The 24,617-nt window shown below is 64.1% G+C and carries 23 protein-coding genes and 3 pseudogenes; 13 read left to right on the top strand and 13 right to left on the bottom strand.

Annotated features, from left to right (window positions below; all coding sequences use genetic code 11):
• Both CWO89_RS18725 and CWO89_RS18720 read left to right on the top strand, forming a co-directional pair.
• Positions 1-440: serine hydrolase (locus CWO89_RS18725; RefSeq protein WP_165421232.1), on the top strand; the 440-nt coding region annotated here is incomplete at its 5' end.
• Positions 421-1,710, top strand: coding sequence for a serine hydrolase domain-containing protein (locus CWO89_RS18720; protein WP_130580228.1), 1,290 nt, complete (start codon positions 421-423; stop codon positions 1,708-1,710). The genes CWO89_RS18725 and CWO89_RS18720, both read left to right, overlap by 20 nt.
• Before the next feature lie 87 nt (positions 1,711-1,797).
• Here the strand turns inward: CWO89_RS18720 and CWO89_RS18715 are convergent, their stop codons facing one another.
• The 6 genes and pseudogenes from CWO89_RS18715 to CWO89_RS18685 form a co-directional block, all read right to left on the bottom strand.
• Positions 1,798-2,865, bottom strand: coding sequence for a threonine aldolase family protein (locus tag CWO89_RS18715; protein WP_130580227.1), 1,068 nt, complete (start codon positions 2,863-2,865; stop codon positions 1,798-1,800).
• 60 nt (positions 2,866-2,925) lie between these two features.
• Positions 2,926-3,111: pseudogene (locus CWO89_RS49135) on the bottom strand (type II toxin-antitoxin system RelE/ParE family toxin); the annotation flags it as partial.
• An 89-nt stretch (positions 3,112-3,200) separates the two neighbouring features.
• On the bottom strand, positions 3,201-3,428 hold the full coding sequence (locus CWO89_RS18705; RefSeq protein ID WP_130580226.1) for a hypothetical protein: 228 nt from the start codon (positions 3,426-3,428) through the stop codon (positions 3,201-3,203).
• Positions 3,429-3,513: 85 nt separating this feature from the next.
• The gene (gene rpsD / locus CWO89_RS18700) at positions 3,514-4,131 is read right to left on the bottom strand and encodes a 30S ribosomal protein S4 (RefSeq protein WP_130226225.1); all 618 of its coding nucleotides are present in this window, start codon (positions 4,129-4,131) and stop codon (positions 3,514-3,516) included.
• Positions 4,132-4,327: 196 nt separating this feature from the next.
• Positions 4,328-5,125 carry an acyltransferase gene (locus CWO89_RS18695; protein ID WP_245476374.1) on the bottom strand — a complete coding sequence of 266 codons (798 nt, stop codon included), beginning with the start codon at positions 5,123-5,125 and terminating at the stop codon, positions 4,328-4,330.
• Between the two features lie 193 nt (positions 5,126-5,318).
• Positions 5,319-6,092, bottom strand: a complete 774-nt coding sequence (locus CWO89_RS18685) for an HpcH/HpaI aldolase family protein (RefSeq protein WP_130580230.1) — start codon at positions 6,090-6,092, stop codon at positions 5,319-5,321.
• Positions 6,093-6,261: 169 nt separating this feature from the next.
• Here CWO89_RS18685 and bla point away from each other — a divergent pair, with 169 nt between their 5' ends.
• The gene (gene bla / locus CWO89_RS18680; protein ID WP_130580225.1) at positions 6,262-7,119 is read left to right on the top strand and encodes a class A beta-lactamase; all 858 of its coding nucleotides are present in this window, start codon (positions 6,262-6,264) and stop codon (positions 7,117-7,119) included.
• Between the two features lie 19 nt (positions 7,120-7,138).
• Here the strand turns inward: bla and murI are convergent, their stop codons facing one another.
• Entirely contained in the window at positions 7,139-7,924 is a 786-nt protein-coding gene (murI, locus tag CWO89_RS18675) for a glutamate racemase (protein ID WP_130580224.1), read from the bottom strand.
• A 197-nt stretch (positions 7,925-8,121) separates the two neighbouring features.
• Between murI and CWO89_RS18670 the strand changes: the two genes are divergently transcribed.
• Positions 8,122-8,673 (top strand): cytochrome b, encoded by a 552-nt coding sequence (locus CWO89_RS18670; RefSeq protein WP_130580223.1) that lies wholly within the window; start codon positions 8,122-8,124, stop codon positions 8,671-8,673.
• A 14-nt stretch (positions 8,674-8,687) separates the two neighbouring features.
• Here the strand turns inward: CWO89_RS18670 and purB are convergent, their stop codons facing one another.
• The 3 genes and pseudogenes from purB to CWO89_RS18655 form a co-directional block, all read right to left on the bottom strand.
• Complete coding sequence (gene purB / locus CWO89_RS18665) at positions 8,688-9,995, bottom strand: adenylosuccinate lyase (protein ID WP_130580222.1); 1,308 nt, start codon at positions 9,993-9,995, stop codon at positions 8,688-8,690.
• A 347-nt stretch (positions 9,996-10,342) separates the two neighbouring features.
• The gene (locus CWO89_RS18660) at positions 10,343-10,996 is read right to left on the bottom strand and encodes a response regulator transcription factor (RefSeq protein ID WP_130580221.1); all 654 of its coding nucleotides are present in this window, start codon (positions 10,994-10,996) and stop codon (positions 10,343-10,345) included.
• Positions 10,996-12,365, bottom strand: a pseudogene (locus CWO89_RS18655) (sensor histidine kinase). Before CWO89_RS18655 ends, CWO89_RS18660 begins: the two are co-directional and overlap by 1 nt.
• Before the next feature lie 204 nt (positions 12,366-12,569).
• Here CWO89_RS18655 and CWO89_RS18650 point away from each other — a divergent pair.
• From CWO89_RS18650 to CWO89_RS18625, 7 genes are all read left to right on the top strand, one after another.
• Positions 12,570-13,331 carry a MotA/TolQ/ExbB proton channel family protein gene (locus tag CWO89_RS18650; protein ID WP_130580220.1) on the top strand — a complete coding sequence of 254 codons (762 nt, stop codon included), beginning with the start codon at positions 12,570-12,572 and terminating at the stop codon, positions 13,329-13,331.
• A complete protein-coding gene (locus CWO89_RS18645; protein WP_130580219.1) occupies positions 13,321-13,992 on the top strand; it encodes a hypothetical protein in 672 nt (223 codons plus the stop codon). Before CWO89_RS18650 ends, CWO89_RS18645 begins: the two co-directional genes overlap by 11 nt.
• On the top strand, positions 13,989-14,597 hold the full coding sequence (locus tag CWO89_RS18640; RefSeq protein WP_130580218.1) for a hypothetical protein: 609 nt from the start codon (positions 13,989-13,991) through the stop codon (positions 14,595-14,597). The genes CWO89_RS18645 and CWO89_RS18640 overlap by 4 nt, the downstream gene beginning before the upstream one ends.
• A gap of 171 nt (positions 14,598-14,768) precedes the next feature.
• Positions 14,769-14,963 carry a hypothetical protein gene (locus CWO89_RS46995; RefSeq protein ID WP_207234517.1) on the top strand — a complete coding sequence of 65 codons (195 nt, stop codon included), beginning with the start codon at positions 14,769-14,771 and terminating at the stop codon, positions 14,961-14,963.
• 96 nt (positions 14,964-15,059) lie between these two features.
• Positions 15,060-15,656 (top strand): TetR/AcrR family transcriptional regulator, encoded by a 597-nt coding sequence (locus tag CWO89_RS18635; RefSeq protein ID WP_130580217.1) that lies wholly within the window; start codon positions 15,060-15,062, stop codon positions 15,654-15,656.
• A 114-nt stretch (positions 15,657-15,770) separates the two neighbouring features.
• Entirely contained in the window at positions 15,771-16,511 is a 741-nt protein-coding gene (locus tag CWO89_RS18630) for a metallophosphoesterase family protein (RefSeq protein ID WP_130580216.1), read from the top strand.
• Positions 16,512-16,514: 3 nt separating this feature from the next.
• Positions 16,515-17,915, top strand: a complete 1,401-nt coding sequence (locus CWO89_RS18625; RefSeq protein WP_130580215.1) for a bifunctional serine/threonine-protein kinase/universal stress protein — start codon at positions 16,515-16,517, stop codon at positions 17,913-17,915.
• On the opposite strand, the gene rpe is transcribed toward CWO89_RS18625, so the two are convergent.
• Positions 17,912-18,613, bottom strand: coding sequence for a ribulose-phosphate 3-epimerase (rpe, locus tag CWO89_RS18620; protein ID WP_130580214.1), 702 nt, complete (start codon positions 18,611-18,613; stop codon positions 17,912-17,914). The two genes, CWO89_RS18625 and rpe, sit on opposite strands and share 4 nt — an antisense overlap.
• A 256-nt stretch (positions 18,614-18,869) precedes the next feature.
• Between rpe and CWO89_RS18615 the strand changes: the two genes are divergently transcribed.
• Positions 18,870-19,652: an EF-hand domain-containing protein gene (locus CWO89_RS18615; protein ID WP_130580213.1), complete on the top strand. Its 783-nt coding sequence runs from the start codon at positions 18,870-18,872 to the stop codon at positions 19,650-19,652.
• Positions 19,653-19,674: 22 nt separating this feature from the next.
• Here CWO89_RS18615 and CWO89_RS18610 read toward each other — a convergent pair.
• Together CWO89_RS18610 and CWO89_RS18605 are read right to left on the bottom strand one after the other, a co-directional pair.
• A pseudogene (locus tag CWO89_RS18610) lies at positions 19,675-20,666 on the bottom strand (P1 family peptidase).
• Between the two features lie 54 nt (positions 20,667-20,720).
• Positions 20,721-23,459 carry a PAS domain S-box protein gene (locus CWO89_RS18605; protein WP_130580229.1) on the bottom strand — a complete coding sequence of 913 codons (2,739 nt, stop codon included), beginning with the start codon at positions 23,457-23,459 and terminating at the stop codon, positions 20,721-20,723.
• A gap of 408 nt (positions 23,460-23,867) precedes the next feature.
• On the opposite strand from CWO89_RS18605, the gene CWO89_RS18600 reads away from it, so the two are divergent.
• Entirely contained in the window at positions 23,868-24,257 is a 390-nt protein-coding gene (locus CWO89_RS18600) for a response regulator (RefSeq protein WP_130580212.1), read from the top strand.
• Positions 24,258-24,617: the final 360 nt, after the last annotated feature.

The raw sequence follows: 24,617 nt of genomic DNA, 5'->3' as shown, positions 1-24,617 counted from the left end.
CCAACCCGACGGTTGTCAAGAAAATGGAGTTTGCCAGTGGCGGCATGGTCTCCACCATGGCGGATTTCTCCCGGTTTGCGCAGATGCTGCTCAATGGCGGCACGTTCGAGGGCCGGACCTATCTGACCCCCGAGACTTTCAAGCTGATGACGACCGACCATGTCGGTCCTGGCTCCGGAGTCGGGCGGGACTACTTCTATTTTCCCGGCGATGGCTTTGGCTTCGGGCTCGGACTCGCGGTTCGGACCGATCCCGGCAACGCGAAGCCGCCGCCGCCGGGCTCGCTTGGCGAACTGAAATGGGACGGCGCCAGCGGTTGTTATTTCGTGATCGACCGCAAGCAGGATATGTTTTTCGTGCTCTTGGAGCAGACGCCGACCGAGCGGCAACGCATCCAGCGGACGCTGAAGCAGTTGGTCTATGAAGCAATGGAGAACTGAAGTTTTGTCGCGCCGCCTCGTTCTCGTGGCGGCGCTCGCGCTTCTGGTCGGCGCCGGATGTGGCGCCCGCGCGGAATCTCCGGCCACCGGCGCGCACCGCTTTTCCGCCGCGGGGCTCGCGCGCGTCAGCGACTACATCAAGAACGAGATCGTGACCGGCAAGATTCCGGGCGCTATCCTCTTGATCCAGCAGCACGGCAAGCCGGTCTATGACGAGAATTTCGGCGTCCGCGACGTCGCCACTCAGTTTTCGATGAGCGCGGATACCATCTTCCGCCTCTATTCGATGTCGAAGCCGATCACGTCGGTGGCCGCAATGATTCTGGTGGAGGACGGCAAGCTCGCGCTCGACGACCCCGTGTCGAAATACATCCCGGCATTCGCGGATATGAAGGTCGGCGTCGACCAGCGAGCGGAGAACGGCAGTACGACGCTTGCGCTGGAGCCGCTCAAGCGTCCGATCACGATCGAGGATCTGCTGCGCCATACTTCCGGTTTGACCTATGGCTTCTCCGACGACAGCACGGTGCGAAAGCTCTACGCGGATGCGAACCTTTTCAACGGCGACTGGACCAACGCCGAATTCGCCGAGCGGATCGCGAAATTGCCGCTCGCCGAGCAGCCCGGCACCCTCTGGGATTATGGGCATTCCACCGATGTGCTCGGCCGCGTGATCGAGGTCGTATCGGGAAAGACGCTGTACCAATTCGAAAAGGAGCGGCTGCTCGATCCGCTCGGGATGAACGAGACCGCCTTCTACGTCGCCGATCCCGCGAAGCGGCCGCGCATCGCCGAACCAATGCCGGACGACCGCGCGCTCGGCCCGGCCACGATGATCAGCGATCCCATGCAGCCGCGCAAATGGGAGTCGGGCGGCGCCGGCATGGTCGGCACCATCGGCGACTATGCGCGGTTTGCGCAGATGTTGTTGAACGGCGGCACTTTCGACGGTCGGCGCTATCTGAGGCCGGAGACGATCGCTTTGATGACGAAGGATCACATCGGGCCGGAGACGAAGATCGCGCGCGATGATCGCTATTACCCTGGCGCGAACAGCGGCTTCGGCCTCGGCTTTGCCGTGCGCACCTCGGTGCCGCCGGGCACGTCATGGCCCACAGGGGAATACCGCTGGGACGGCGTCGCCGGCACCTTCTTCTTCATCGATCCCGAAGACGACATGTTCGGGATCTTCATGGTGCAGACGCCTTCGCAGCGCGGGCGGATTCAGTTGCAGTTGAAGACGCTGATCTATCAGGCGATGGGACGGTGAGCCGTAGGGTTTCGTAGGCCGGATGGAGCGAAGCGCAATTCGGGGAGACTGTCCCGGATTTCGCTGCGCTCCATCCGGGCTACAGGTCTACGCTCCACGCACGATCTCTCGCACCAGGCCGACTGTTTCCTCGATCATGCCGGCCGTCACATCGAGATGTGTGCAGGCCCTGATGCGACCGTCCATTATCGCCAGCAGAACGCCGCGCCTGCCTAGTTCCGCAACCATGTTCTCCCTGGAGACACCCGCATCATCGGGCTTGAAGAAGACGAGATTGGTTTCGGGCTCTTGCACCTCGACGCCGTCGATCTGCGACAGCCCGCGCGCCAGCGCTCTTGCATTGGCGTGATCGTCGGCGAGGCGGTCGACGTGATGATCGAGCGCATAAATGCAGGCGGCAGCGCAGATGCCGGCCTGGCGCATGGAGCCGCCGAGGCGCTGTTTCCAGCGCCAGACTTCATCGATGAAATCGCGGCTGCCTGCGATCACGCCGCCGATCGGCGCGCCCAGTCCCTTCGAGAAATCGATCCAGGCGGAATCCCAACCCTTCGCCATGTCGCGCGCGGAAATGCCGGTAGCGACGCAGGCGTTGAGCAGCCGCGCGCCGTCCATATGGGTGGCGAGCCCATGGGCTTTGGCGATACCGACGATCTCGTCGAGCGCAGACTTTTTCCAGATCGTGCCGCCGCCGATATTGGCGGTCTGCTCGACGCTGACGAGCACCTGCGGCGGCTGGTAGCGTGAACGCGGATGCAGTGCCGCGCGGAATGTCTCCGGCGCGAATTGGCCGTCGTCGCCCGGCAGCGGCGTGATCTGGAAGCCGCCGAGCGCGGCATGCGCGCCACCTTCGCGGGCGATGATATGGGCGGTCGCATGCGCCAGGATCTCGTCGCCGGGCCGGCAATAAGCCAGCGTCGCGGCGACGTTGCACATGGTGCCCGAGGGCATGAACACCGCGGCCTCCTTGCCGAGCAGGTCGGCAACGCGCGCGCAGAGCAGGTTCACGGTCGGATCATCGCCGATCTGCTCGTCGCCAACTTCCGCCCGCGCCATCGCCTCCCGCATCCCGGGCGTCGGGCGCGTCTGGGTGTCGGACAAGAGATTGATGCGAACGGGCGGAGCCTTGGGATCGCGCGGGGCAGGGGTGTAAGACATGGACTTTCCTTATTGCTCCGTGACGTCGTCGCGCCGGTAAATTGCAGCGCAAATCACCTGTCAGCCGATCGGTCGCCGGGCGGCGTGACGAAACCGCATAATGATAATTTCGGTCGCGGTCACGCGATAATCAATTAGGTAAGGATAGGGGTTCACCGGAAGACGACGGACGTTAGGACGGCTCGTTGCACGGCCTGCACGGGGATGCTCTTGCAACAGTGCGACGAGCGCCGCAATCCGGTCACGAACATGAACCGCGCCTTGAGGTGATCATGCTTCGATGTAGGTGAGGACTTGATCGACTTGCGCAAGCGCACGGCGCGTGTAGCGGATGTTCACAGCCCGTGCTTTGCCCACATGGCTCGTACTTCGTCGGCGGAGGCGAGGTCGCCGCGCGCAATCTCGGCGTCAGCTTCCGCCAGATCGGCTTCTTCCTCGGGTGTCAACTGAATGGGCGGCTGATCGACGCCCGCAAGCTCCAGCATGGCGCGCGCGAGCTCGTCCTGCTCTGCATCTGGCAGGTTGGCAACCGTACTAAACGCTTCTTCGAGTAATCGGGTCATGGTTGAAACTATAATACCAATTTGGTGCCCAAACAAAAAGGCCCCGGGATCCCGGGGCCTTCGATACCTCGAACATTCCGTCCGATCAGCGCGAATAGAATTCGACGATCAGATGCGGCTCCATCTGCACCGGGAACGGCACATCAGACAGGCCGGGAATGCGGATGAACTTCGCGGTCATCTTGCCGTGATCGACCTCGATGAAGTCGGGCACGTCGCGCTCGGGAAGCTGCGAGGCTTCCAGCACGGTGACGAGCTGCTTGGAGGCTTCCTTGACCTCGATCACGTCGCCGAGCTTGAGCCGGTAGCTGCCGATGTTGACGCGGCGGCCGTTCACCTTGACGTGGCCGTGGTTGATGAACTGGCGGGCAGCGAACATCGTGGGCACGAACTTGGCGCGGTACACGACGGTGTCGAGACGGCGCTCCAACAGGCCGATCAGGTTTTCACCGGTGTCGCCCTTCAGGCGGCCGGCTTCGACATAGATGCCGTGGAACTGGCGCTCGGAAATATTGGCGTAATAGCCTTTGAGCTTCTGCTTGGCGCGGAGCTGCACGCCGAAGTCGGAGAGCTTGCCCTTGCGGCGCTGGCCGTGCTGGCCAGGGCCGTATTCGCGGCGATTCACAGGGCTCTTCGGGCGGCCCCAGATATTCTGGCCCATGCGGCGATCGATCTTGTATTTCGCCTCACTGCGCTTTGTCATCGCGTCCTCTTCAGGTCAAAGTTGGGTTTGAGGAAACGCGCCCTCCTGTGCAGCCTGCCATTTGGCCGGTGCCGACAGGTCCGCCTCGAAAGCTCGAGGACGAACCACGGGTCGCGAAACGCTTCGCGGGCCGAAACCGGCCCGCGAGCAGGGGGCTTTTAGGGAAAGATGGCCGTCCTGTCAACGAAAGAGGCGGCTATTTAGTGCCATTTAGTGCCATCAGGTCGCAATTGCCGGAAACCACTCTGTCGGTTTGCTGCCGATCGGCTCGCAATTCCGCTGCTATTTCGGTGTTCAGCACCTGTTCCAGCCGGCACAGCGTCCGGGCAATAAGGGCGGCGTCGGTAATCCGATGGTCCCAGCGCAGCACCACGCTGATCGTCCCGTCCCCCTCCACGCCATAGCTGAGGATGAACGGCCCCGGTGTGACGGCGTGCAGTTCCCCGGGACCGATGGCCGCCACCGACGTCACGGAGAAACTGCCGAAATAATTGGCGCGCTGGCGTCCGGAATTCAGCCCGATCCACCAGAGCAGGCGGCGCAGCGGCAGCGGCAGCCCGGACGCCCTCAGCGCCTTTCTGAACGCCGCCACTTCCTCGACCGGCGCCTCCTTGGCGTGGTGGATCAAGGCATCGATCTCCGCGAGCGGCTTGATTTCGGGGGTGCCGATCTTTTGCGGCAGCACACAATCCTCGCCGTCCACGACGCGGGCGATTGCGACGGTAGCGGCGCTGCGCGGCAGCTCGTAGAAGCCGGGCCACGGCCATTTGACGTAGAGCGTCCGCAAGGCCGGCTCGTCCTTCGCGACCAGGGCAAAGGCTTTCACGAAGATCGCCGCCCAGCCGGCCGGACGGGCCGCCTCTGCGCGGGCATCCACCAGGTCCCTGATGTTCAGGAGGCGCGTGAGCGACACGAAGGGGATGTCGAGCGACGCACGCATCAGATCGGCGATGAAACAGCGCGGGATTGAGATTTTTCGGGCCGTTCCGCGCATTACTCCGCCGGGTGTTCCAGATTCAATAAAAGGCTGGCGAGCCGGTATATGTGCTCGCCAGCCCTGAACCGAGCATGAACCAACGGCCTTCCAGCACATAGCCGGTTTCGGCGCCGGGATGGGTGTGGCGTCCCGCCGCACTGCCGGCGATCACGGCGACCCTGGCAGCCGGCTCATGGCGGGAGAAGCAACCCTAGCGCCTGATTCCTGCAAAGCTGGCGGCAATGCCGCGCTGGAGCAGGGACCAGTCGAAGCCCAGCGCGAGCGCCGCATAGCCGCGCTCGATCATCGCGTTGGCCTGTTCGGCGGACCGCGCCACTCCGCCGATCGGCACGCCGCTCTTGAGGATGCCTTCCTCGGCGCGCTGCATCAGCGCCACCACTTCGGGATCATCGGGGAGGCCGCGCTTGTTGATGGAGGTGGCGAGGTCGCCGGGCCCGATCACGGCGATGTCGATGCCGGGGGTGGCCATGATCTCGTCGATCCGTTCGACCGCCTCGACATGCTCGATCGTGATCATGCAGATCATGTCGTCGTCGGCCGTAGCCATGTAGTCCGGCATCGAGACGCCCCAGCGGAACGGCGCGTGGAATGGTCCCCACAGCCGGTCACCCTTGGGCGGATACCGCACGCCGCGCGCGGCCTTCTCGGCCTCGGCGCGGCTGCAGATCATCGGGAAATTGATGCCGAGTGCACCGATGTCCATCGGCGCCTTGGCGAGCCAGGGCTCGTTGGCGGCAATGCGCGCCATTGGCACGCATGATGTGCCGGAGGTTGCCACGATCATCGCGTGCGCGGTGCCGAGGTCGATCGGGCCGTGCTCGAGGTCGACGATGATCCAGTCGAGCGACTGCGCCATGATCTGCACGGTCTGGATGCTCGGGATCGTGGCAATCGCGCCGAAAGTCGGGCGCTTCTCTCGCCATTGCTGTCGCAGCCGGTTGAGGGGAGTTGGGTTCGGTGAAATCAAAGCGGATCTCCACAGCTTGTGTTGAGGGCGCGCTATTCGATCACCGATATCATAAAGACAAAATCAGTACGCATCGAGTGCTTGACTGCTTGCTTTGGCGTCACGTCTCGTTGGTGTGCGAGGCAACGGATGCCACCCGAAAGAAGCCCATTCAAAGGACCCCTCGATGATTTTCACCAGACGCTCGTTGCTGACCGCTTTGTCGTGTCTGGCCATCTCGCCCGTGCGAGCGCAGGAGCGGCCGTCACCGTTTGAAGCCTATGAGCGCGAGACGGGTGGGCGGATCGGCGTCTATGCCGAGAATGTGGCCACAGGGGCCAAGATCACTTGGCGAAGTGACGAGCGCTTTGTCATGTGCAGCACATTCAAGGCCTCGCTTGCCGCGTGCGTTCTAGCCCGCATCGATCGTGGCGAAGACGGACTTGAGAACGTGGTGCGATACCGTGCCGCCGATCTTCTCCACCATGCACCGGCGGCAAGGCAGAACCTGTCGAGCGGAGCGATGTCGGTCGCCGACATGTGCAAGGCTGTGGTCGAGCTCAGCGACAACACCTGCGCCAATCTGCTGCTGGCGCGGATCGGCGGTCCCCCTGCGCTCACTGCGTTTTGGCACGAAACGGGCGATACCGTCTCGCGCCTCGATCACTATGAACTTGAGCTCAATCGCTCTCCGCCCGGTGATCCGCATGACACGACCACGCCTGCCGCGATGGCCGGCAATCTGCGCCATTTCGTGCTTGGCGAGGCACTGTCACCGGCGTCGCGCGAACGCCTCACGGACTGGATGCTGAACTGCAAGACCGGAAACAACCGCCTTCGCGGTGGTTTGCCCAAGGACTGGAAGGTCGGCGACAAGACGGGCAACAATGGCAAGGATGCTGCGGGCGACATCGCGGTGGTTTGGCCTCGGGGAGGCGGACCGGTGCTGATCTCGGCCTATACGCAGGGCGGTTCGCCGACCACCGCACAGCTCGAGGCCGTTTTCGCGAAAATCGGGCAAATGGTCGGCCGGCAATTCGGCTAGCCAAAACGGGTATGCGGCCTCAGGCCGGGACGCGGCCGCCGAAAAACGGCATCAACGCCCGGCTCAGCCTATGCGGGCGGTTGGACGTGAAGAGCATTTCGGCGCCGGCCTCGTCTCTGCTGTCACCGGGCGGGCCGAGCAAATCGGAAACGCGTCGCGCGATGGCGGGTGCCGGGTCGATCCAGTCGACCGGCCATGGCGCAAGCTTCACCAGGCGATCCAGCAGCAAGGGATAATGCGTGCAGGCAAGTACCACAGTGTCGGTGCGTGCCGCGCCGTCGACAAAGCAGGGGGCCAGTTCAGCGGCGATATCGACGTCGCTGACATCCTGACCGCTCAGCGCCGCTTCCGCCAGCGAAGCGAGCTCGCCCGAGCCGACCAGCGTCACCTCGCAGCCCTGTCCGAAATCGTGGATCAGCTTTTTCGTATATTCGCGCTTGACGGTGCCCTTGGTGCCCAGCACGGACACGCGCTTGGTCTTCGAACTGGCGCAGGCCGGCTTGATCGCCGGCACGGTTCCGACGAATGGCAGGTCGTAGGCGTCCCGCAGGTGTGACATGACGAGCGTCGAGGCGGTATTGCAGGCGATCACGACCAGATCGGGCGTGTGTCTCCCGATCAATTCGCCGAGTAGCGGCACCACGCGCGCGATGATCTCGTCCTCGCCATGGTGGCCATAGGGAAAGAAGGCGTCGTCGGCGACATAGACGTAATGCGCGTCAGACCGGGCGCGCACGATCTCGCGCAATACCGTCAGCCCGCCGAGGCCGGAATCGAATACCAGAATGGTTGGGGGCGCCGCCACGATTTAACCTTATCCCATTTCAGCGTTACGATTCAGTTGATTTGAGGGCACCGCCGGCCTTGCGGCTCGGTCCCAGGCCCGGGTGGAGATTCTGGAACGATTCAAATCGCCTTGATCGGACCGGAGCGTTATCAGGGCGCGGCGCTGCAGCGCGGTAAAGCGGCGGCGACGAACTCGAAGCCGATGGGGCCGGGCGCATGATCCGAAACACGACATCGAGCTGGGGCAGCGTTGCGCGTGGATTCCACTGGGTGCTTGCGGTCGCCATCATCGGCATGATCGGATTCGGCTGGTGGATGAACCATATCCCCGCTCGCCCGGACCGCTTCTTCTATCGCTCGATCCATGCCGATATCGGCTATGTCGTGCTGCTCGTGACCCTGCTTCGGCTGGTCTGGCGCGGCGTCAACCCGACGCCGGCGCTGCCGGAGGATACGTTGCGCTGGCACCGGATCGCCGCCCGGGTCAGCCATTTCGCGCTCTATGCCGTCACCATCCTGGTGGCGGTGCTGGGCTGGGCACATTCCGGGGCCCGGACGCCCAATTATTCGGACTGGTTCGGGCTGTTTCACGTGCCGCAGATCACCTCGCCTGATCGGGCCGCGGCGCAGGCCTACGAGGTCAGGCACATCTACTTCGCCTATGTGCTGCTGGCGCTGATCGGAATTCACATCGCCGCCGTCGCCTGGCACCACTTCATGCGCCGCGATCGCGTCGCCGCCCGCATGGTCGACGGAGCGCCGGGCTAGGCTCTGGACCGGGGTCAGGCTTCCCCGAACACGCGCTTGAAGATTGTGTCGACGTGCTTGAGGTGATAGCCGAGGTCGAACTGCTCTTCGATTTCGGCGTCACTTAGATATTTCCTCACGTCCGGATCTTTCTTGAGCAGCGTCAGGAAATCGCCTTCGCCGCGCCAGACCGGCATGGCGTTGCGCTGCACGAACTTGTAGGCGTCCTCGCGGCTCGCGCCCTTTTGCGTCAGCGCGATCAGCACCCGTTGCGAATGCACGAGGCCGCCGAGGCGATCGAGGTTCTTCTGCATGTTCTGCGGATAGACCAGGAGCTTCTCGACCAGGCCGGCGAGGCGGACCAGCGCGAAGTCGAGCGTCACGGTGGCGTCCGGGCCCATCATGCGCTCGGCGGAGGAATGCGAGATGTCGCGTTCGTGCCAGAGCACGACGTTCTCGAGTGCGGGCACTGCATAGGCCCGCACCATCCGCGACAGGCCGGAGAGGTTCTCCGACAGCACCGGGTTGCGCTTGTGCGGCATTGCCGACGAACCCTTCTGCCCTTCCGAGAAGAATTCCTCGGCTTCCAGCACCTCGGTGCGCTGCAGGTGACGGATTTCGACAGCCAGGCGCTCGATGGAGGCGGCGATCACGGCCAGCGTCGCGAAATACATCGCATGGCGGTCGCGCGGGATTACCTGGGTCGAGATCGGCTCCGGCTCGAGCCCCATCGCTTTGGCGACATGCTCTTCGACGCGCGGGTCGATCTGCGCAAAGGTGCCGACTGCGCCCGAGATCGCGCAGGTCGCGACTTCCTTGCGGGCGGCGACGAGCCGCGCCCGGGCACGGGAGAATTCCGCATAGGCGTAGGCGAGCTTGAGGCCGAAGGTCACCGGCTCGGCGTGGATGCCGTGGGAGCGGCCGATGGTCGGCGTCATCTTGTGCTCGAAGGCGCGCTTCTTCAGCGCGGCCAGGACCTTGTCGATGTCGGCAAGCAGGAGGTCCGCGGCGCGGGTGAGCTGCACGTTGAGGCAGGTGTCGAGCACGTCGGAGGAGGTCATGCCCTGGTGCACGAAGCGCGCCTCGGGGCCGACGATTTCAGCGAGATGGGTCAGGAAGGCGATGACGTCGTGTTTGGTCTCCCGCTCGATCTCGTCGATCCGCGCGACGTCGAAGGTTGCGTCCTTGCCCTTGGCCCAGATCGTCTTCGCAGCCTCCTTGGGAATGACGCCGAGTTCCGCTAGCGCATCAGCCGCATGCGCCTCGATCTCGAACCAGATCTTGAAGCGGGTCTGCGGCTCCCAGATCGCGGCCATCTCCGGGCGGGTGTAGCGGGGGATCATGGAAAACTCCGAGGTGCGGGCAGGGGCGGCAAACGAGCTCCCAGCCGGTTGTTTTTACACCGCGCTTTAGCAAATCGATCCCGTAGAGGCCACCGATTCGAGCCTTCCGCATGAGGAAAATGGGCCTCTCGGCGCGCGAACGGGTTGATCTGATCCACGACGTCCTGTCATTCCCCGCCACCGGGTCTCGCCTTCGGCGAGCCCGATGACAGGCTCCGTCGGGGAATCCAGTACGCTGCGGCCTCTCGGCTCAAGCACTGGCGTCTGTGGAATACTGGATCGCCCGGTCAAGCCGGGCGATGACGACAGCCATCCATGCCCCCACATCGCGCGATGGATTGCTTGCTCTAAAGGCTGGTCAACCCGCACTCGACGGCGAGGCGGACGAGCTGCGCATCGGTCCGCATGCCGGTCTTGGTCTTGATCAGGTAATGATAGTTCTGAACCGTCTTCATGCTGAGATTGAGGTTTGCGGCGATCTGCTCCGTGGTCGAGCCGGCAGCCAATTGTCGCAGGATCTCGATCTCCCGCTCCCCCAATTGGTCAAGGACTGATCCTGACGGAGTCAGGCTTTCCATCGCCAGGGCATGGGCGACGTCATCGCTCATCGCATGTTCGCCACGCGCCACCGAACGGATCGCCGCGATCAGCACAGTCGGTTCATTGCTCTTGGTGACATAGCCGCTTGCCCCCGCGCTGAAGGCGGCCTTCACCAGCGCTGCCTCGCTATGCATGCTGAACACGAGAATGCGCGCGGCAGGGCTGCGCTGGCGGATGTTCCTGATAGCTTCGAGCCCGCTGGCACCCGGCATCGAGATGTCCATCACCACGACATCAGGGGCGTGGGTCTTGAATGCGCGGTAGGCCTCGGCTGCGTTGTCGGCCTCAGCGACCACCCGGAAGTCGCCTTGATGCTCCAGGACGCGCCGATAGCCTTGCCGGACCACGGGATGGTCGTCGACAAGCAGGATCGAAATGCCATGGGTCTTCGGCGCCGGCATCAGGCGGCGAGCGGGATCGTGGCGGCGACGCTCAGGCCGCGCCTTGCACGCGCGATCGACAGCGAACCGCCGAGAGCGGTTACTCGCTCGCGTATTCCGGTCAGGCCGAAGCCGACGGACTGCGCCACCTTGGCGGCATCGCCGCCGCCGTCGTCCTCGACGCGAACCAGCAGCGCATTTTCCACACCCGTCCGCCGCTCGATCCGAAGCACGATCTCGCGCGCCGCGCTGTGGCGCAACGAGTTGGTCAGGCATTCCTGAGCCACACGGTAGGCGGTCGCGGCGACGGCGCCTCGCACGTCGGCGAAATCGCCTTTGAGGTCGAGCTGGATCATCGGCTGCGTTGCGTGCTGCGATCGCAGCTATCAACGAGGTTGATGAGGCTCGCCTCCAGCCCGAGTTCCTCGGCGGGCGGGTGGCGCAGGCGGTTCAGCGTGCCGCGCAGGCAAGCCATGATGTGCAGCGTGGCCTGCGAGATCATCCGCGCATCCTGCGCGACGTCGCCTCGGTCCTGCTCCTGCGCGCTGGCCGCTTCGATCGTGTTGGCGAAGGCCAGGATCGCCGCGAGATTTTGTCCGAACTCATCGTGCAGTTCGCGCGCAAGCACGCGCCGCTCGTCGCTGCGGATTTCAAGCAGCCGGCGGGTCAGGACGGCCCGTTCTTCCGTGGCCTGCGCGAGGCGATCTCCGAAGTCGCTGACGGCCTGCCCAATCATGGCAAGTTCCATCGAGCGGAAGCGCGGAAGCGATGTTCGATATTGACCGTTCGCCATGCGCTGCAGTGCGGTAACGATCAACTGCGCCGGAGCCAGTGCATGCGCAATCGCGAGCGAGGCAAGCAGGGCGATGGCCACCGCCATCAGCAGCGCGACGTGAACGTTGTCGAGGATGTGCTGCCAGGCCAGCGATATCGCGGCGTCGGGATCGGCAATGGCCGTGACCGTGCCTGCAGTGGTCGAGCGCGCACTTATCGGCCGGGCGACCGCGGCGTGGTCGCCAAGGAATGTCTCCACGGCGGCTGCGAACCAGTGCGGTGGAGATGCGCCGATCCCTTTGCTCTGGCCGCAAAGCGGATTCTCGAACTCGCCCTTCGGTTCAAACTGGACGCAGACGCCCGGCGAAATCAGGCTCATCGTCTGAGTGGTGCGCCATTCCGGTACCGGCAAAAGGTGTTCGCGTGTCCTGTTGCCGCGCAACAGCAATTCGCGCCAGTAGAGCGCTTCCAGCGCTTGCGAGACCCGTTCGGCGGATGCGGCCGTGGCGCGGTCGACGCTGTGGTAGGCGTCGATCGTCGCCCAAACGGTGGCGCCGCCCAGACACAAGATGACGATGACGAGCAGACGGGCGACGAGCTGGAGCACGAGGCGCATGCGATCACTCCGCGGCTTCTAGATGACCGTAACAGCACCGCCATTTGACGCCAATTGCAAGATGGCAGGTGAGGAGAAGCTCGGGAAATTTTCCCAGCGAACCGCAGGCATATGTCTTTGGACGCAAGCTGCCGCCTCGGATTAACAAAGCCGGGGACCGTTTGCGGGCCGTCGCTCTTGGCCGCCCTCAGGGAGCAAAGCTGCATGAGTGCCACGGTTGGCGCCGAGACCACCTTGCCCGGCAAGGATACTTCGGAGCGAAGTGTCCTGTTGCTATGGATGATCTTCACGGGGCTTTCGATCTTCGCCGCCATGTTGCTGTGGCGATACGGGTTGCTCCATCTCATGGTCACCTCGGACCGCACCTACATTTCGAGCCTGATCGCCGTTCTCTACGTCATCACCTGCCTCCATTGTTTCTGGCGGACGCGAGCGATCGCGCGCGAAGGCGAGGCGGCCAGACGCTGCCGCGCGATCCTGTCCACTCCCGGCGCCGCGAGGAGGCTCGACGAGAATGCGCGCGCTCTGCCTGGAGGGCTCGTCAGCGACCACATCCGCAACCTGGTGAAGAAGGCCGCGGCGCAGACCACCGGCCGCATCGATCAGACATTGCTGCTCAGGTCGCTGGCGGACCGGCTGCGCGGCTCCAACGCCTTCGGCGCATTCGTTTCGGATACGCTGATGAAGCTCGGGCTGCTCGGAACCATCATCGGCTTCATCATCATGCTGGCGCCGATCGCAACCCTCGATGCCGCCGACAAGGTCGCGATGCGATCGTCGATGGGCCTGATGAGCGACGGCATGGCGGTAGCCATGTACACGACGCTGGCCGGCCTGATCGGATCGATCCTCGTCAGGATTCAATACTACATGCTCGATGCCGCGACCCAGCGGGTGTTTTCCGATGCCGTCATGTTGACCGAGACGCACGTCACCCCGGCCTTGGAACACCATCATGATGGATGAGTTCGGCCTCTATCCACGGGAGGAACATTTCGATCCGCTCGGCGTGATGCTGTTCAAGGCGCTGCAGGTCGTCGCCTTCCTGTTCTTCCTCGCGTTGCTTGCGGTCTCGCCGGAATCGAAGGAGGGCAAGATCGACTCCAAGGCCGAGTTCATCATCACGATGGACTGGCCGGACAATCACCCCGATGATTTCGATCTGTTCGTGCAGGATCCCGCCGGCAATATCGCCTGGTATCGCCGCCGCGAAGCCGGCTTCCTCACGCTCGACCGCGACGATCGTGGCGGCGCCAACGATTTCATCGTCGTCAACGGCAAGAAGATTCCTTCGCCAATCCGCGAGGAGATCGTCACCGTGCGCGGCATCATCCCCGGCGAATACACCGTCAATGTTTCGCATTTCCAGGCGACGACCGGGCAGCCGGTCCCGGTCAGCGTGAAGGTGCAGAAGCTCAATCCGACCGCCCAGGTGATCTTCGACAACAAGTTGACGCTCGATCACACCGGCGATGAGAAAACCGCGCTGCGTTTCTGGGTCGATGCCGAAGGCAAGGTGGTCGACGTCCAGCAGCGGCAGAAATCATTGATGGAGACGTTCCGCAACGTGCGCGCAAACGGCGCGGATCTCGATCCGAAGACAGGCGTCAGGATGTCTCGCCCGTGAACAATCTCCAGTCGGTCATCCTCACGCTCTCGATCAGCTATGCGCTGATCGGCGCGCTATTGCTCGTCATCCTGGTCTATGCACGCTTGCCCTGGTCGGCCAAGGCGATTGCGGTCGTCGTGACCAGCGCATTCTATATTGCGAGCTTTATGGGCGTGCGCGGCCTGCTGGGCTGGGCCAGCGTCGACAGGTTGCCGGCCTCGTTCAAGCTGTTGCAAGCACGCATCGTGGAGCCGCACTCGCTGGAGGGCGACCCCGGCTCGATCTATCTTTGGGTCGAGACCCTCGACGAAGACAACCGGCCGAGCGCCATCCCCAGAGCCTACCGCATCCCCTACAGCGACTCGCTGGCGCAGAAGACCGACAAGGCCATCACCGAGATTGCCGCCGGCCGTCCCCAGGGCGGGCGGGCCGCGGATTTTGGCACCGGCGAGGGCGGCCTGATCGCGGCGGCCAGGGAATACATCACCCCGAGCGCCGTGATCGAGACGTCGGGTGGCGATCCCTCGACCGGCGGGGCGCTGACGGCGGCCCCAGGACCCGGTGACGGTGTGTCATTTACCCCGCTGCTGCCGCCGCGAATGCCGCCGAAGGACGAGCAATAGGTCTCTGGATACTGATGAGGCCCGTCTCAGGGAGGCGGGCCGCCCGGCGGGGGCTCGGCTAGCTGGGTTCCGCACCTGACAAACGTCAATCACGGGTTATTGAGTAACAGATATTGTAATCTGTCAGTCAGACATGCTATATCCACCTCCGGACGCCGGATGGGGCGCCCCGTGGCTCGCGGCCGCGAAAGGCTTGATCCGGAAGAGTACGAGTACCGGTTTCAGGCCAAAGCGCCGGCCACGGACTTGCCGGAGACTACGATGATGACGATCGAGATTTTGCATTTGACTGAACAGATCCAGCGCTGGCTCAATCAGCAGGTGGCTCGCCACTTGGCGGCCCAAGCGGAGAAATTGGCCCGCTAACTGGAATAGGATTGCCTTAACGACCGGCCAGGCCGTTTTGCGATGCGCCTGACCGCCGGAGTGGAAATGCCCAATAGCTGGGGATAGGGTGGAGCCATGAACGAAGCAGTCGTCTTGACCCCTGAACGTATCCTGGAGGTCACCGAGGACGTCCTGCGTCGCTACGGGCTCGCCAAGGCGACCGTGGTGGACGTTGCCCGTGCGCTCGATGTGAGCCACGGCAGTGTCTACCGGCACTTCCCAAGCAAGGCTTCGCTCCGTGAGGCGGTGGCAAAACGCTGGCTCGACCGGGCCAAGGCCCCGCTGCAGGAGATCGCAGTGAGTACCGGCCCTGCGCAGGCCCGGCTCGACCGGTGGCTGCGCACGCTGTTCGCAACCAAACAAGCCAGGTTTGCCGACGATCCTGAGATGTTCCGCACCTATCTGACGCTGGCGCGCGAGGCTTGTGTTGTGGTCAAGGGCCACAAGGAATGCCTGACCGATCAGATCGCGCATATCCTGTCCGATGGCGTCGAGCAGGGCGTGTTCGAGGTCAAGGATCCCAAGGCAACGGCCCGCGCGATTTTCGAGGCGACGAGAAGCCTTCATCACCCGGCCCATGCCGACGAATGGGGTGATCCGGACCTGCAGGAGCGCACCGACGCGTTGCTGGCACTGCTGTTCCGCGGGCTCGAAGCCTGTCCTAAGCGCTAACACGTAGTTTCGCGACCGATTCTCCCGGTCCATTTGCGGGCGACTTTCGCTCGTGTTTGATATCCATCAAGACAGATGTGGTTGGGCCCGCCAGGATTGGCTGGGGAGGATGATGTGCGGCTCGCGCTGTTTGCGGATATCCACGGCAATCGGCAGGCGTTTGGTGCCTGCCTTGAGGCTGCGCGTGCGCAAGGCGCGGAGAAGTTCATCCTTCTCGGCGATTTCGTCGGCTATGGCGCCGACCCCGAATGGACCGTGGACACCGTTATGGGGCTGGTCGAGGACGGCGCGATCGCCGTTCGCGGCAACCATGACAGCGCCATCGGCATCGACAAAGACGCGATGAACGCCGAAGCCCAGGCGGTGATCGAGTGGACCCGCGGCAAGCTCAGCGCGGCGCAGCGGCGCTTCCTCGCCGAACTGCCCCTGGAGCAGCAGGAGGACGACCGCCTCTACGTCCATTCCGAGGCGTCGAACCCGACCAGATGGCGCTACGTGCGCGACGCGTCGGACGCTGCGCGCAGCATGATGGCTGCAGATGCTCCAATCACCTTTTGCGGCCATATCCATCGTCCCGCGCTCTATTCGATGTCGGCGACGGCGAAGATGACGAGCTTTGTGCCGACGACGGGTGTAGCCGTGCAGCTTTTGGTGGGCCGGCGCTGGCTTGCGGTGCTCGGCTCCGTCGGCCAGCCCCGCGACGGCATTCCCGCAGCCGCCTTCTCCATGTTCGACACCGAGAGGCGAGAGATCACTTATTGTCGTGCCCCCTATGATATCGAGGCGGCGGCAGCCCGGATCCGCGACAATGGCCTGCCGGGCTGGCTGGCCGATCGCCTGTTTGTCGGCCGATAGCAGATGGCGACAATTTTCATGCAGCCGGGCACCGTCATCGATGGCTTCACCATTGGCGAGTGCGTGCATCGCGGCGGCATGGCGACGCTGTGGAGCGTCACCCATCCGGGCATCGACGTGCCGCTGCTGATGAAGGTCCCGCGGGTCTCGGAAGGTGAGGATCCCGCCGCCATCGTCAGCTTCGAGATGGAGCAGATGATCCTGCCGCGATTGTCCGGGCCGCATGTGCCGGCCTGCTTCGGCACCGGCGATTTCGCGCGCCAGGCCTATGTCGTGATCGAACGCATCCCGGGCCAGACGCTGTACAAGCGGCTGGACGATCTGCCGATCGCTTACGAGGAGGCGAGGGGGCTCGGGATCAAGATCGCCGCTGCGCTGTCGGCGCTGCATCGGCAGAACGTCATCCATCACGACATCAAGCCGAGCAGCATCATGTTCCGCGAGAGCGGAGAGACGGTGCTGATCGATTTCGGCCTGTCGCATCACGAACATCTGCCCGATCTGCTGCAGGAAGAATTTCGCCTGCCTTACGGCACCGCGCCGTATATGGCGCCGGAGCGCCTGCTCGGGGTGCGCGACGATCCGCGCAGCGATCTGTTTTCGCTCGGCGTGCTCCTGTATTTCTTCACCACCGGGGTGCGGCCGTTCGGCGAGAGCGAAACGCTGCGCGGCATGCGTCGGCGGCTGTGGCGCGATCCCTATCCGCCGCGCAAGCTCAGGGGCGACTATCCGCCCTGGCTGCAGGAGATCGTCCTGCGATGCCTGGAGATCGAGCCCGCCTGGCGCTATCCGACCGCCTCGCAGGTCGCCTTCGATCTCGGCAACCCCGACCAGGTCAAGCTGACGGCGCGCGCGGAGCGGCGCGACCGCGATCCGTTCGCGACGGTGATGCGCCGTCGCTTCAACCGCGGGGCGTGGCAGCCGCAGCCGAAGTCCGACGTCGCCGTGCAACTGGCGTCGAGCCCGATCCTGGTGGTTGCGATCGATACCATGGAGACATCGGGCCCGCTGAACGAGGCCTTGCGTGTCACCGCGCAGCGGATTCTCGCGACCCTGCCGCAGGCCCGGCTCGCATGCGTCAACGTGCTCAAGCTCGGCCTCGTCACCATCGACCGGACACTGGATGAGAAGGGCAACAACAAGCATGTCGACCGCCTGGTCGCGCTGCGGCACTGGGCGTCGTCGCTGAAGCTCGACGAGAACCGGCTGTCGGTGCATGTGCTGGAGGCGATCGATCCCGCGGCGGCGATCCTGGAATTCGCGGAGGCCAATCAGGTCGATCACATCGTGATCGGCGCGCGACAGGACTCCATGCTGCGGACGCTGCTCGGCAGCGTCTCGGCGAAAGTGGCGTCGGAGGCGCCGTGCACGGTCACCGTGGTGCGCCCGCCACGGGAAAGCTAGATCGCTTCGCCGCGCGCTAGCGCCGCCGCGTTGCGGATCGCGGAGATGTTGGCCTTGTACGCCTCCATCGTGCCGCCCTTGAACACGGCCGAGCCTGCGACAAACGCATTGGCGCCGGCGGCTGCCAGTTCCCCTGATACATCGGGCGCGACGCCGCCGTCGACCTCGATGTCGATCGGCCGGCCGGCGGTCATCGCCCTGACGTCGCTGACCTTGCCGAGCGACGAACGGATGAACGCCTGGCCGCCAAATCCCGGATTGACCGACATCACCAGCACAAGGTCGATCAGGTCGAGCACATGCTCGATCGCGCTCACGGGCGTCGCCGGATTGATCGAGACGCCCGCCTTCTTGCCGAGCCCGCGGATTGCCTGCAGCGAACGATGCAGATGCGGGCCGGCCTCCGCATGCACCGTGATGTGGTCGCAGCCGGCCTTCGCGAACGCCTCGAGATAGGGATCGCAGGGCGAGATCATCAAATGCGCATCGAAGATCTTCTTGGTGTGCGGGCGCATCGCCTTGATGACGTCGGGGCCATAGGAAATGTTCGGCACGAAATGCCCGTCCATGACGTCGAGATGAATCCAGTCGGCGCCGGCCTGGTCGACGGCGCGGACTTCCTCGCCGAGTTTCGAGAAATCCGAGGCCAGGATCGACGGCGCGATCACCAGCGGACGTGGCGTGAAGGGCTGGGACATGGAGGCTCTCCGAAGGCATCTTTGTAGCAAGCGGGATGGTTCCGCCTAACATGCATGCCGGTAGCGGGCAATGCACAGGAGGGAAGTCGCGGGCAGGAAAAAACTGCCGCGGCGGCAGCAATTGCCGGCTGCCGCGAACCCGTTTGTGTGCACGAAATGCCGATTTTAAAGGGCTTTTCGCCATGGCACGGCGCTTGCTCGCTAGCCGTGCAGGTGTTGGGCCGCCGCTCACGCTGTATTGTCGGAGTTCCCTCTCATGCTGTTCGCCCTTGGCGCTGCGTCGTCGGCTATCGATCTCCTGAAGTCGCTGACGTCGTCGAAGACGTCGCAGGCAAAGCCCACCGGCCTGACCCAGGACGCCGGCAACATCTTCGATATTTCCGGCGCGACGACGGCGCCGACCGGCGCGGCCCCGAGTTCCGGATCGGCCGGCAGCAGCTCTGCGCCGATCGCCCCGGAGACGATGAGCGCGCTGCTCGATGCGCAGAGCCAGGCATCGACCGGCACGGCTGCCTCGACCAAGAGTCGCTCGGATGCGCTGAAGGATTTGTTCGGGCAGATCGATGGCGACGGCAACGGCAAGATCACGAAATCCGAATTCGAGGATGCGCTCGGCGCCGGCGGGATCAATCTGGCGAAGGCCGATGACGTGTTCTCCAAGCTGGACAAGGACGGCGACGGCAACGTCACGCTCGACGAGATGTCCTCGGCTTTGAAAGGCGGCTCCGGTCGTGGCTCCCACGTTCGTCATCACGGTGGCGGGGGTGGCGGCAGTGCCGATGCGCTGATGCAGGCGCTCGACGGCACCAGCGCTTCGGTTACCAACAGCGATGGATCGGTCACGACAACGACTACCTATGCCGACGGATCGAAGGTGACGGCGACCTCGGCTGCGAGCTCGTCGGCCGCGCGGGCTGCCACCTCGTCCTACAATTCCATCGACCAGTTGGTGCAGCGGCAGGCCGTCGACCAACTGGAGCAGCGGCAGGCCAGCCCTATCTCGGCGCAGGCCTGGGCCTCGCTCTCGGTCAGCGCGTAAGCTCCCGGTTTGCATCACAGGTCTAGCCGAACCGGTCCTGCCAGCTCGGCAACGCATCGGGGAAGGGCAGTGCAGTCGCCGCATAGACGCCACGCGCGATCGCGCGGGCCACGGTGTTGGCGGCGTGCATGCCGAGTTCGGTGAGGCCGAACAAAGGATCGATCGGCTTCTCGCCGGTCGCCGCGGCAAACACCACGTCGCCGTCGAGCGGCGCATGCACCGGATAGATCGCCCGCGCCATGCCGGTCTGCGCGATCATCGCCAGCCGCTTGGCCTGTGATTTTGTCAGCGTGGCGTCACGACGACGACCAGCGTGGTGTTCTCGCCGGATGTCGCCGCCGGCCCGCCCTTCAGCCGCGCCTTCAACATATCAGGCGTGAATGCAGCCGGCAGACCACGCCCGCCGAATTCCCCGTCGACCTCGAAAGGGGCGGCCCAGAACGACGGGCCGTCGCCGACCGTGACGGCGCCGACCGCATTGACGACGGCCAGTGCGGCAACTGTCACGCCGTCATCGGTTCGCGCCGACGCCGATCCCAGTCCGCCCTTCAGGTTGGCCGTGGTCGCGCCCATGCCGGCGCCGACGCTGCCGAGCCGGAAATCGCTGCCGGCCGCAGCCGCCGCGGCATAGGCGAGATCGCGATAGGGCGGGAACCGTCCCCAAGCCTTGTTGCCGCCGTTCAAGAGATCGAAGCAGATCGCACCGGGCACGATCGGGATCACGGCCTCGCGAATCCGCAAACCCCGGCCTTGCTCGGCAAGCCAGGCCTGCACGCCGCCGGCAGCATCGAGGCCGAGGGCGGAGCCGCCGGACAGCGCGATCGCGTCCACCGCATCGACGGTATTGTGCGGCTGCAGCAGTGCGTCGTCGCGCGTGCCGGGGCCGCCGCCGCGCACGTCGATCGACGCCACGGCAGGCTTGTCAAAGATGATCGCGGTGACGCCGGAGGCGATCGAGGCGTCGTCGGCGTGGCCGACGCGGACGCCTGCGATATCGGTGAGGAGATTTTTCAAAGCGCACGTCCTCTTCTCATCCTATTGACTGATATAGCGGCCAAGCATGACGCATCAACTGCCAAGCGCGAGCCGGATCATCTTGGCGAGCTCCGACTTGCGGTAGGGTTTCGCCAGCAGCAGCACGCCGGAATCGAGCCGTCCGTGATGGACGATCGCGTTCTCTGTGTAGCCCGACGTGTACAGCGTCTTGAGCCCATGCCGCCGCTTCAGCGCCTCGTCGACGAGCTGACGTCCGTTCATGGCGCCGGGCATGATGACGTCGGTGAAGAGGAGGTCGATCGGCGCGCCGGTATCGATGATGTTGAGCGCCTCGGCGGCATTGGCCGCCTCGAGCGTCGCGTAGCCGAGGCTTGTGATCTGGGTCACGACATATTTGCGCACCAGCGCGTCGTCCTCGACCACCAGGATGACTTCATTTCCGCCCTGGACATTGGCGGACTGCTGCGCTTCCACGACGGTCTGGGCGAGGCCGGTCGCGCGCGGCAGATACATCTTGACCGAGGTGCCGTGGCGTTCCTCGCTGTAGATCTTGATGTGCCCGCCCGACTGCTTGACGAAGCCGAACACCATTGAAAGGCCGAGCCCGGTGCCCTTGCCGACTTCCTTGGTGGTGAAGAAGGGATCGAACACTTTTTCCAGCAGATGGGTGGGAATGCCGGTGCCGCTGTCGCTGACGGCGACCATGACGTAATGGCCGACCGTGACCTCGCTGTGCATGCTGGCATAGCCCTCGTCGAGATAGACGTTGCGGCTTTCGAGCGCCAGCTTGCCGCCGCGGGGCATGGCATCGCGCGCATTCAGCGCGAGATTGAGGATTGCCGCGGTGAGCTGGTTCGGATCGACCATTGCCGTCCAGGCGTCCTCGGCCAGCATCGGCGTGACCTCGATATGCTCGCCGAGCGTCGGACGCAGCAGCTTCGCCGCCTCCAGGATCAGCGCATTGATATCGACATCGACCGGCTGTAGCGGCTGCTTGCGGGCGAAGGCGAGCAGGTGCTTGGTCAGGTTGGCGCCGCGCTCGGCGGCTTCGTCGATCAGCCGGGCGATGGCGACGAGGTCGGGCCGGTCGGAGACCGCTTCTTCCAGGATGCCGATGGTGCCGGTGATGACGGTCAGGATGTTGTTGAAGTCATGGGCGACGCCGCCGGTAAGCTGGCCGACCGCGTCCATCTTCTGCACCTGCCGGATCTGCGCTTCGGCGGCCTGCTTCTCGGAGAGATCACGGCCGATGAAGAAATAGCGCTTGACCGGCTCCGAATAGGTTGCGGACCAGTTGAGCGACACCACTTCGCCGTCCTTGCGGATCAGGCGCGTCTCGAAACTGCGCTTGCTCTGGCCGCGCCGGCCGGCGCGCATCTCGTTGCGGGTATTTTCGAGATCGTCCGGATGAACAAACTCGACCGCGGAACGTCCGACCATCTCGGCAGGATCGTAGCCCACAATGGTCTTGGCGCTCGGACTGACCTGGACGAAATTGCCCTGCTTGTCGGTCACCGACAGGAAATCCTGCGAGGTCTCGAAGATGCGCTGCCGCTCTTCGATCTCCTGGTTGAGCGCCTTCTGCGTCCGCCTGCTTTCGGTGATGTCGTGCGCGATCTTGGACGCGCCGACGATCTCGCCCGTCGCCGACAGCAGTGGTGAGACACTGAGCGAGACGTCGATCGGCTTGCCGCTCTTGTGCAGCCGCTGCGTCTCATAGTGCGCCAGCTTTTCGCCGCTCCCGATCCGCGTGAGGATGTCGTCGATTTCGCCGCGACGGTCGGGCGGCACGATGATGTCGATATGCTGGCCGACCGCCGTGGCTGCCGGATAGCCGAACAGGCGCTCCGCAGCCGGATTCCAGGCGGTGATGGTGCCGTCGAGCGATTTGGTGATGATGGCGTCGTTGGAGGATTGCACGACCGCGCTGAACAGCCGCTCGCGTTCGGCATGGTGGTCGCGTTCGGTGGCGGCCTGGCGGCGGACCACACCCAAAAGCCGCGACATCTGCGCCTGCAGCGCGACATTATCGATCAACAACACTGCGAGCACGAAACTGGCGGTGCACAATCCGTAGATGCGCCCGGCATAGAAACCGAGATCGAATCTCGCCACGTTGAGCATGGCCGACAGCGCGATGTCGAACAGCCAGGCGCACAGCACGACCATGAGCCAGATGTCGATGACGGAATGCGGTTTCCGGAACCACAGCGCGCCAATCGCGGCGGCACAGAGGAACAGCACCGTCGAGACCACGCCGATCATGACCGGCGTGTAGTGTCCGCCGCTCAAGAGGACGGGGAGGCGGTCGTGCTGTGCGGTGACGATCCAGGCGAACACCGCCATCGCGATGACGACCGCCGCAACGCTGCCCATGATCGCCGACATCGTCGAGCCGCGGATCCGGGCGCCGTCGTCGCCTTTCAAAAGCGCATAGCCGAGCACCATCAGCGGGAAGAAGCCGTGCCAGACCATATAGAGCCAGACCGTGGTCTGCGAACCGGCGCCGAACAGGCCCGCCGGCGCAAACAGGCCCGGAAAGGTCAGCGCGTGGGTGACCGCGGCCGCGGCGGTGAAGAGATACCCGCTCGCGAGCAGCAGCATCGCCCGCCAGCGCAGGATGGCGAACTGCGAAAACAGCAACACCGCCGTGATGAGATCGTTGATCGCCAGCGCGGACTGGTAGCTCGCCACGAACGCCGGCACCGGCGTCAGCGGCATCCCGGCGAATGGTATCGCAATAGCGAACAGCACGGCCGAGACGACGACCACCGCCAGCGCCACGTTGCGGTCGCCGCGCGAGGCCGGCATGGTCGAAAGGAAGAAGCTGCGGTCGTTACCCTTGAGCACTGATGGTCTCCTGGAAGGCGGTATCGAACGCAAGACAGGGGATCACGTCAAACCCGCGCGCGGGCTGTCCACACAAAGTGGAACATCCGGCCGCTCCATCCGTACCGGTGGGGAGGGAGGCTGTCGCCACTGGCCTGGGGAAGGCAGAAATCAAAGTCCGATAAACCCGCTATGCGTCGCTTTGGTGCGACAAAACCAATCGCTCGAAATCGATCCAAGGTTATCTGCTACCGGCAGGGAATTGAACCGGGCGCCCGTATCCAATTGAGGTAACCACCTCTTTACTGACAGGATAGATAATTCGCCTGATCACCTACTGCATAGCGTTTTCCACGATTAGGCTTCCCGCAGCCGGTCCCGGGGGTTTTCATGGCCCGAGTTCTCGTTGTCGACGACCAATCCGACGTGCGCGCGATGATCGCGATTGTGCTGCGCGTCAATCGTTTCGAGATTGTCGAGGCGGCATCCGCCGCGGAGGGAATCAAGGCGTTCGAAACGGCCAAATTCGATCTTGCGATCATCGACATCTTCCTGCAGGGCAAGAGCGGTCTCGACCTCATGTCGATGATGCGTGACCGCCAGCCGGATTTTCCCATCGTCGCGATCTCCGGCATGACGGCGCTGGATTTCGTCGCTGAAGCGCCGGACCTGTCGAACGTGGTCTGCTTGCAGAAGCCGTTCCGTCCAAATGACCTGATGCGCGCCATCGCGAACGCGCGGCAGGCGGTCGCTGCCGTCGCAGTGCGCGCGGCGGTTTGATCGGGCGACCTCGCTCTATCGTCATTTCCTCGCCGCTGTTACGTCTCGCACCGGTGTCGTGCCTGCTTTCGCGGGGACGACGGAGAGAGCAGTCGTAGGGTGGGCAAAGGCGCACTTGCGCCGTGCCCACCATCCAGTGCTGTGCTCGCGATGGTGGGCACGCTTCCGCCTTCGCTCGTTGAGCTACGGCGGACAAGTCGCTTTGCCCACCCTACGGCGTTGCCGCGAGTTATGATTCAATTTTCAAACAGCGGAGAGGATGTGAGTCCGCATTCTCGCGGCATGGATTGCCCGAGCTTTGCGTCTCGTTTCGCCCTCTCATCGAGCAGAGGGCGCAGGGAAAGCCGGGTGCTGGTTGCA

Origin of the sequence: Bradyrhizobium sp. Leo170, assembly GCF_004296405.1 — a bacterium.
Lineage (GTDB): Bacteria > Pseudomonadota > Alphaproteobacteria > Rhizobiales > Xanthobacteraceae > Bradyrhizobium.
This window is presented reverse-complemented; position numbering and strand designations above follow the sequence as displayed.

Bases quoted from the DNA above. Each gene is read 5' to 3' on its own strand.
- CWO89_RS18615 (WP_130580213.1), top strand. From the start codon at position 18,870: ATGCTGTTCGCCCTTGGCGCTGCGTCGTCGGCTATCGATCTCCTGAAG.
- CWO89_RS18625 (WP_130580215.1), top strand. From the start codon at position 16,515: ATGGCGACAATTTTCATGCAGCCGGGCACCGTCATCGATGGCTTCACC.
- CWO89_RS18670 (WP_130580223.1), top strand. From the start codon at position 8,122: ATGATCCGAAACACGACATCGAGCTGGGGCAGCGTTGCGCGTGGATTC.
- purB (WP_130580222.1), bottom strand. From the start codon at position 9,995: ATGATCCCCCGCTACACCCGCCCGGAGATGGCCGCGATCTGGGAGCCG.
- CWO89_RS18645 (WP_130580219.1), top strand. From the start codon at position 13,321: ATGATGGATGAGTTCGGCCTCTATCCACGGGAGGAACATTTCGATCCG.
- CWO89_RS18650 (WP_130580220.1), top strand. From the start codon at position 12,570: ATGAGTGCCACGGTTGGCGCCGAGACCACCTTGCCCGGCAAGGATACT.
- CWO89_RS18605 (WP_130580229.1), bottom strand. From the start codon at position 23,459: ATGCCGGCCTCGCGCGGCGACCGCAACGTGGCGCTGGCGGTGGTCGTC.
- bla (WP_130580225.1), top strand. From the start codon at position 6,262: ATGATTTTCACCAGACGCTCGTTGCTGACCGCTTTGTCGTGTCTGGCC.
- CWO89_RS18715 (WP_130580227.1), bottom strand. From the start codon at position 2,865: ATGTCTTACACCCCTGCCCCGCGCGATCCCAAGGCTCCGCCCGTTCGC.
- CWO89_RS18720 (WP_130580228.1), top strand. From the start codon at position 421: ATGAAGCAATGGAGAACTGAAGTTTTGTCGCGCCGCCTCGTTCTCGTG.
- CWO89_RS18635 (WP_130580217.1), top strand. From the start codon at position 15,060: ATGAACGAAGCAGTCGTCTTGACCCCTGAACGTATCCTGGAGGTCACC.
- CWO89_RS18600 (WP_130580212.1), top strand. From the start codon at position 23,868: ATGGCCCGAGTTCTCGTTGTCGACGACCAATCCGACGTGCGCGCGATG.
- rpsD (WP_130226225.1), bottom strand. From the start codon at position 4,131: ATGACAAAGCGCAGTGAGGCGAAATACAAGATCGATCGCCGCATGGGC.
- CWO89_RS18660 (WP_130580221.1), bottom strand. From the start codon at position 10,996: ATGCCGGCGCCGAAGACCCATGGCATTTCGATCCTGCTTGTCGACGAC.
- CWO89_RS18695 (WP_245476374.1), bottom strand. From the start codon at position 5,125: ATGCGCGGAACGGCCCGAAAAATCTCAATCCCGCGCTGTTTCATCGCC.
- rpe (WP_130580214.1), bottom strand. From the start codon at position 18,613: ATGTCCCAGCCCTTCACGCCACGTCCGCTGGTGATCGCGCCGTCGATC.
- CWO89_RS18705 (WP_130580226.1), bottom strand. From the start codon at position 3,428: ATGACCCGATTACTCGAAGAAGCGTTTAGTACGGTTGCCAACCTGCCA.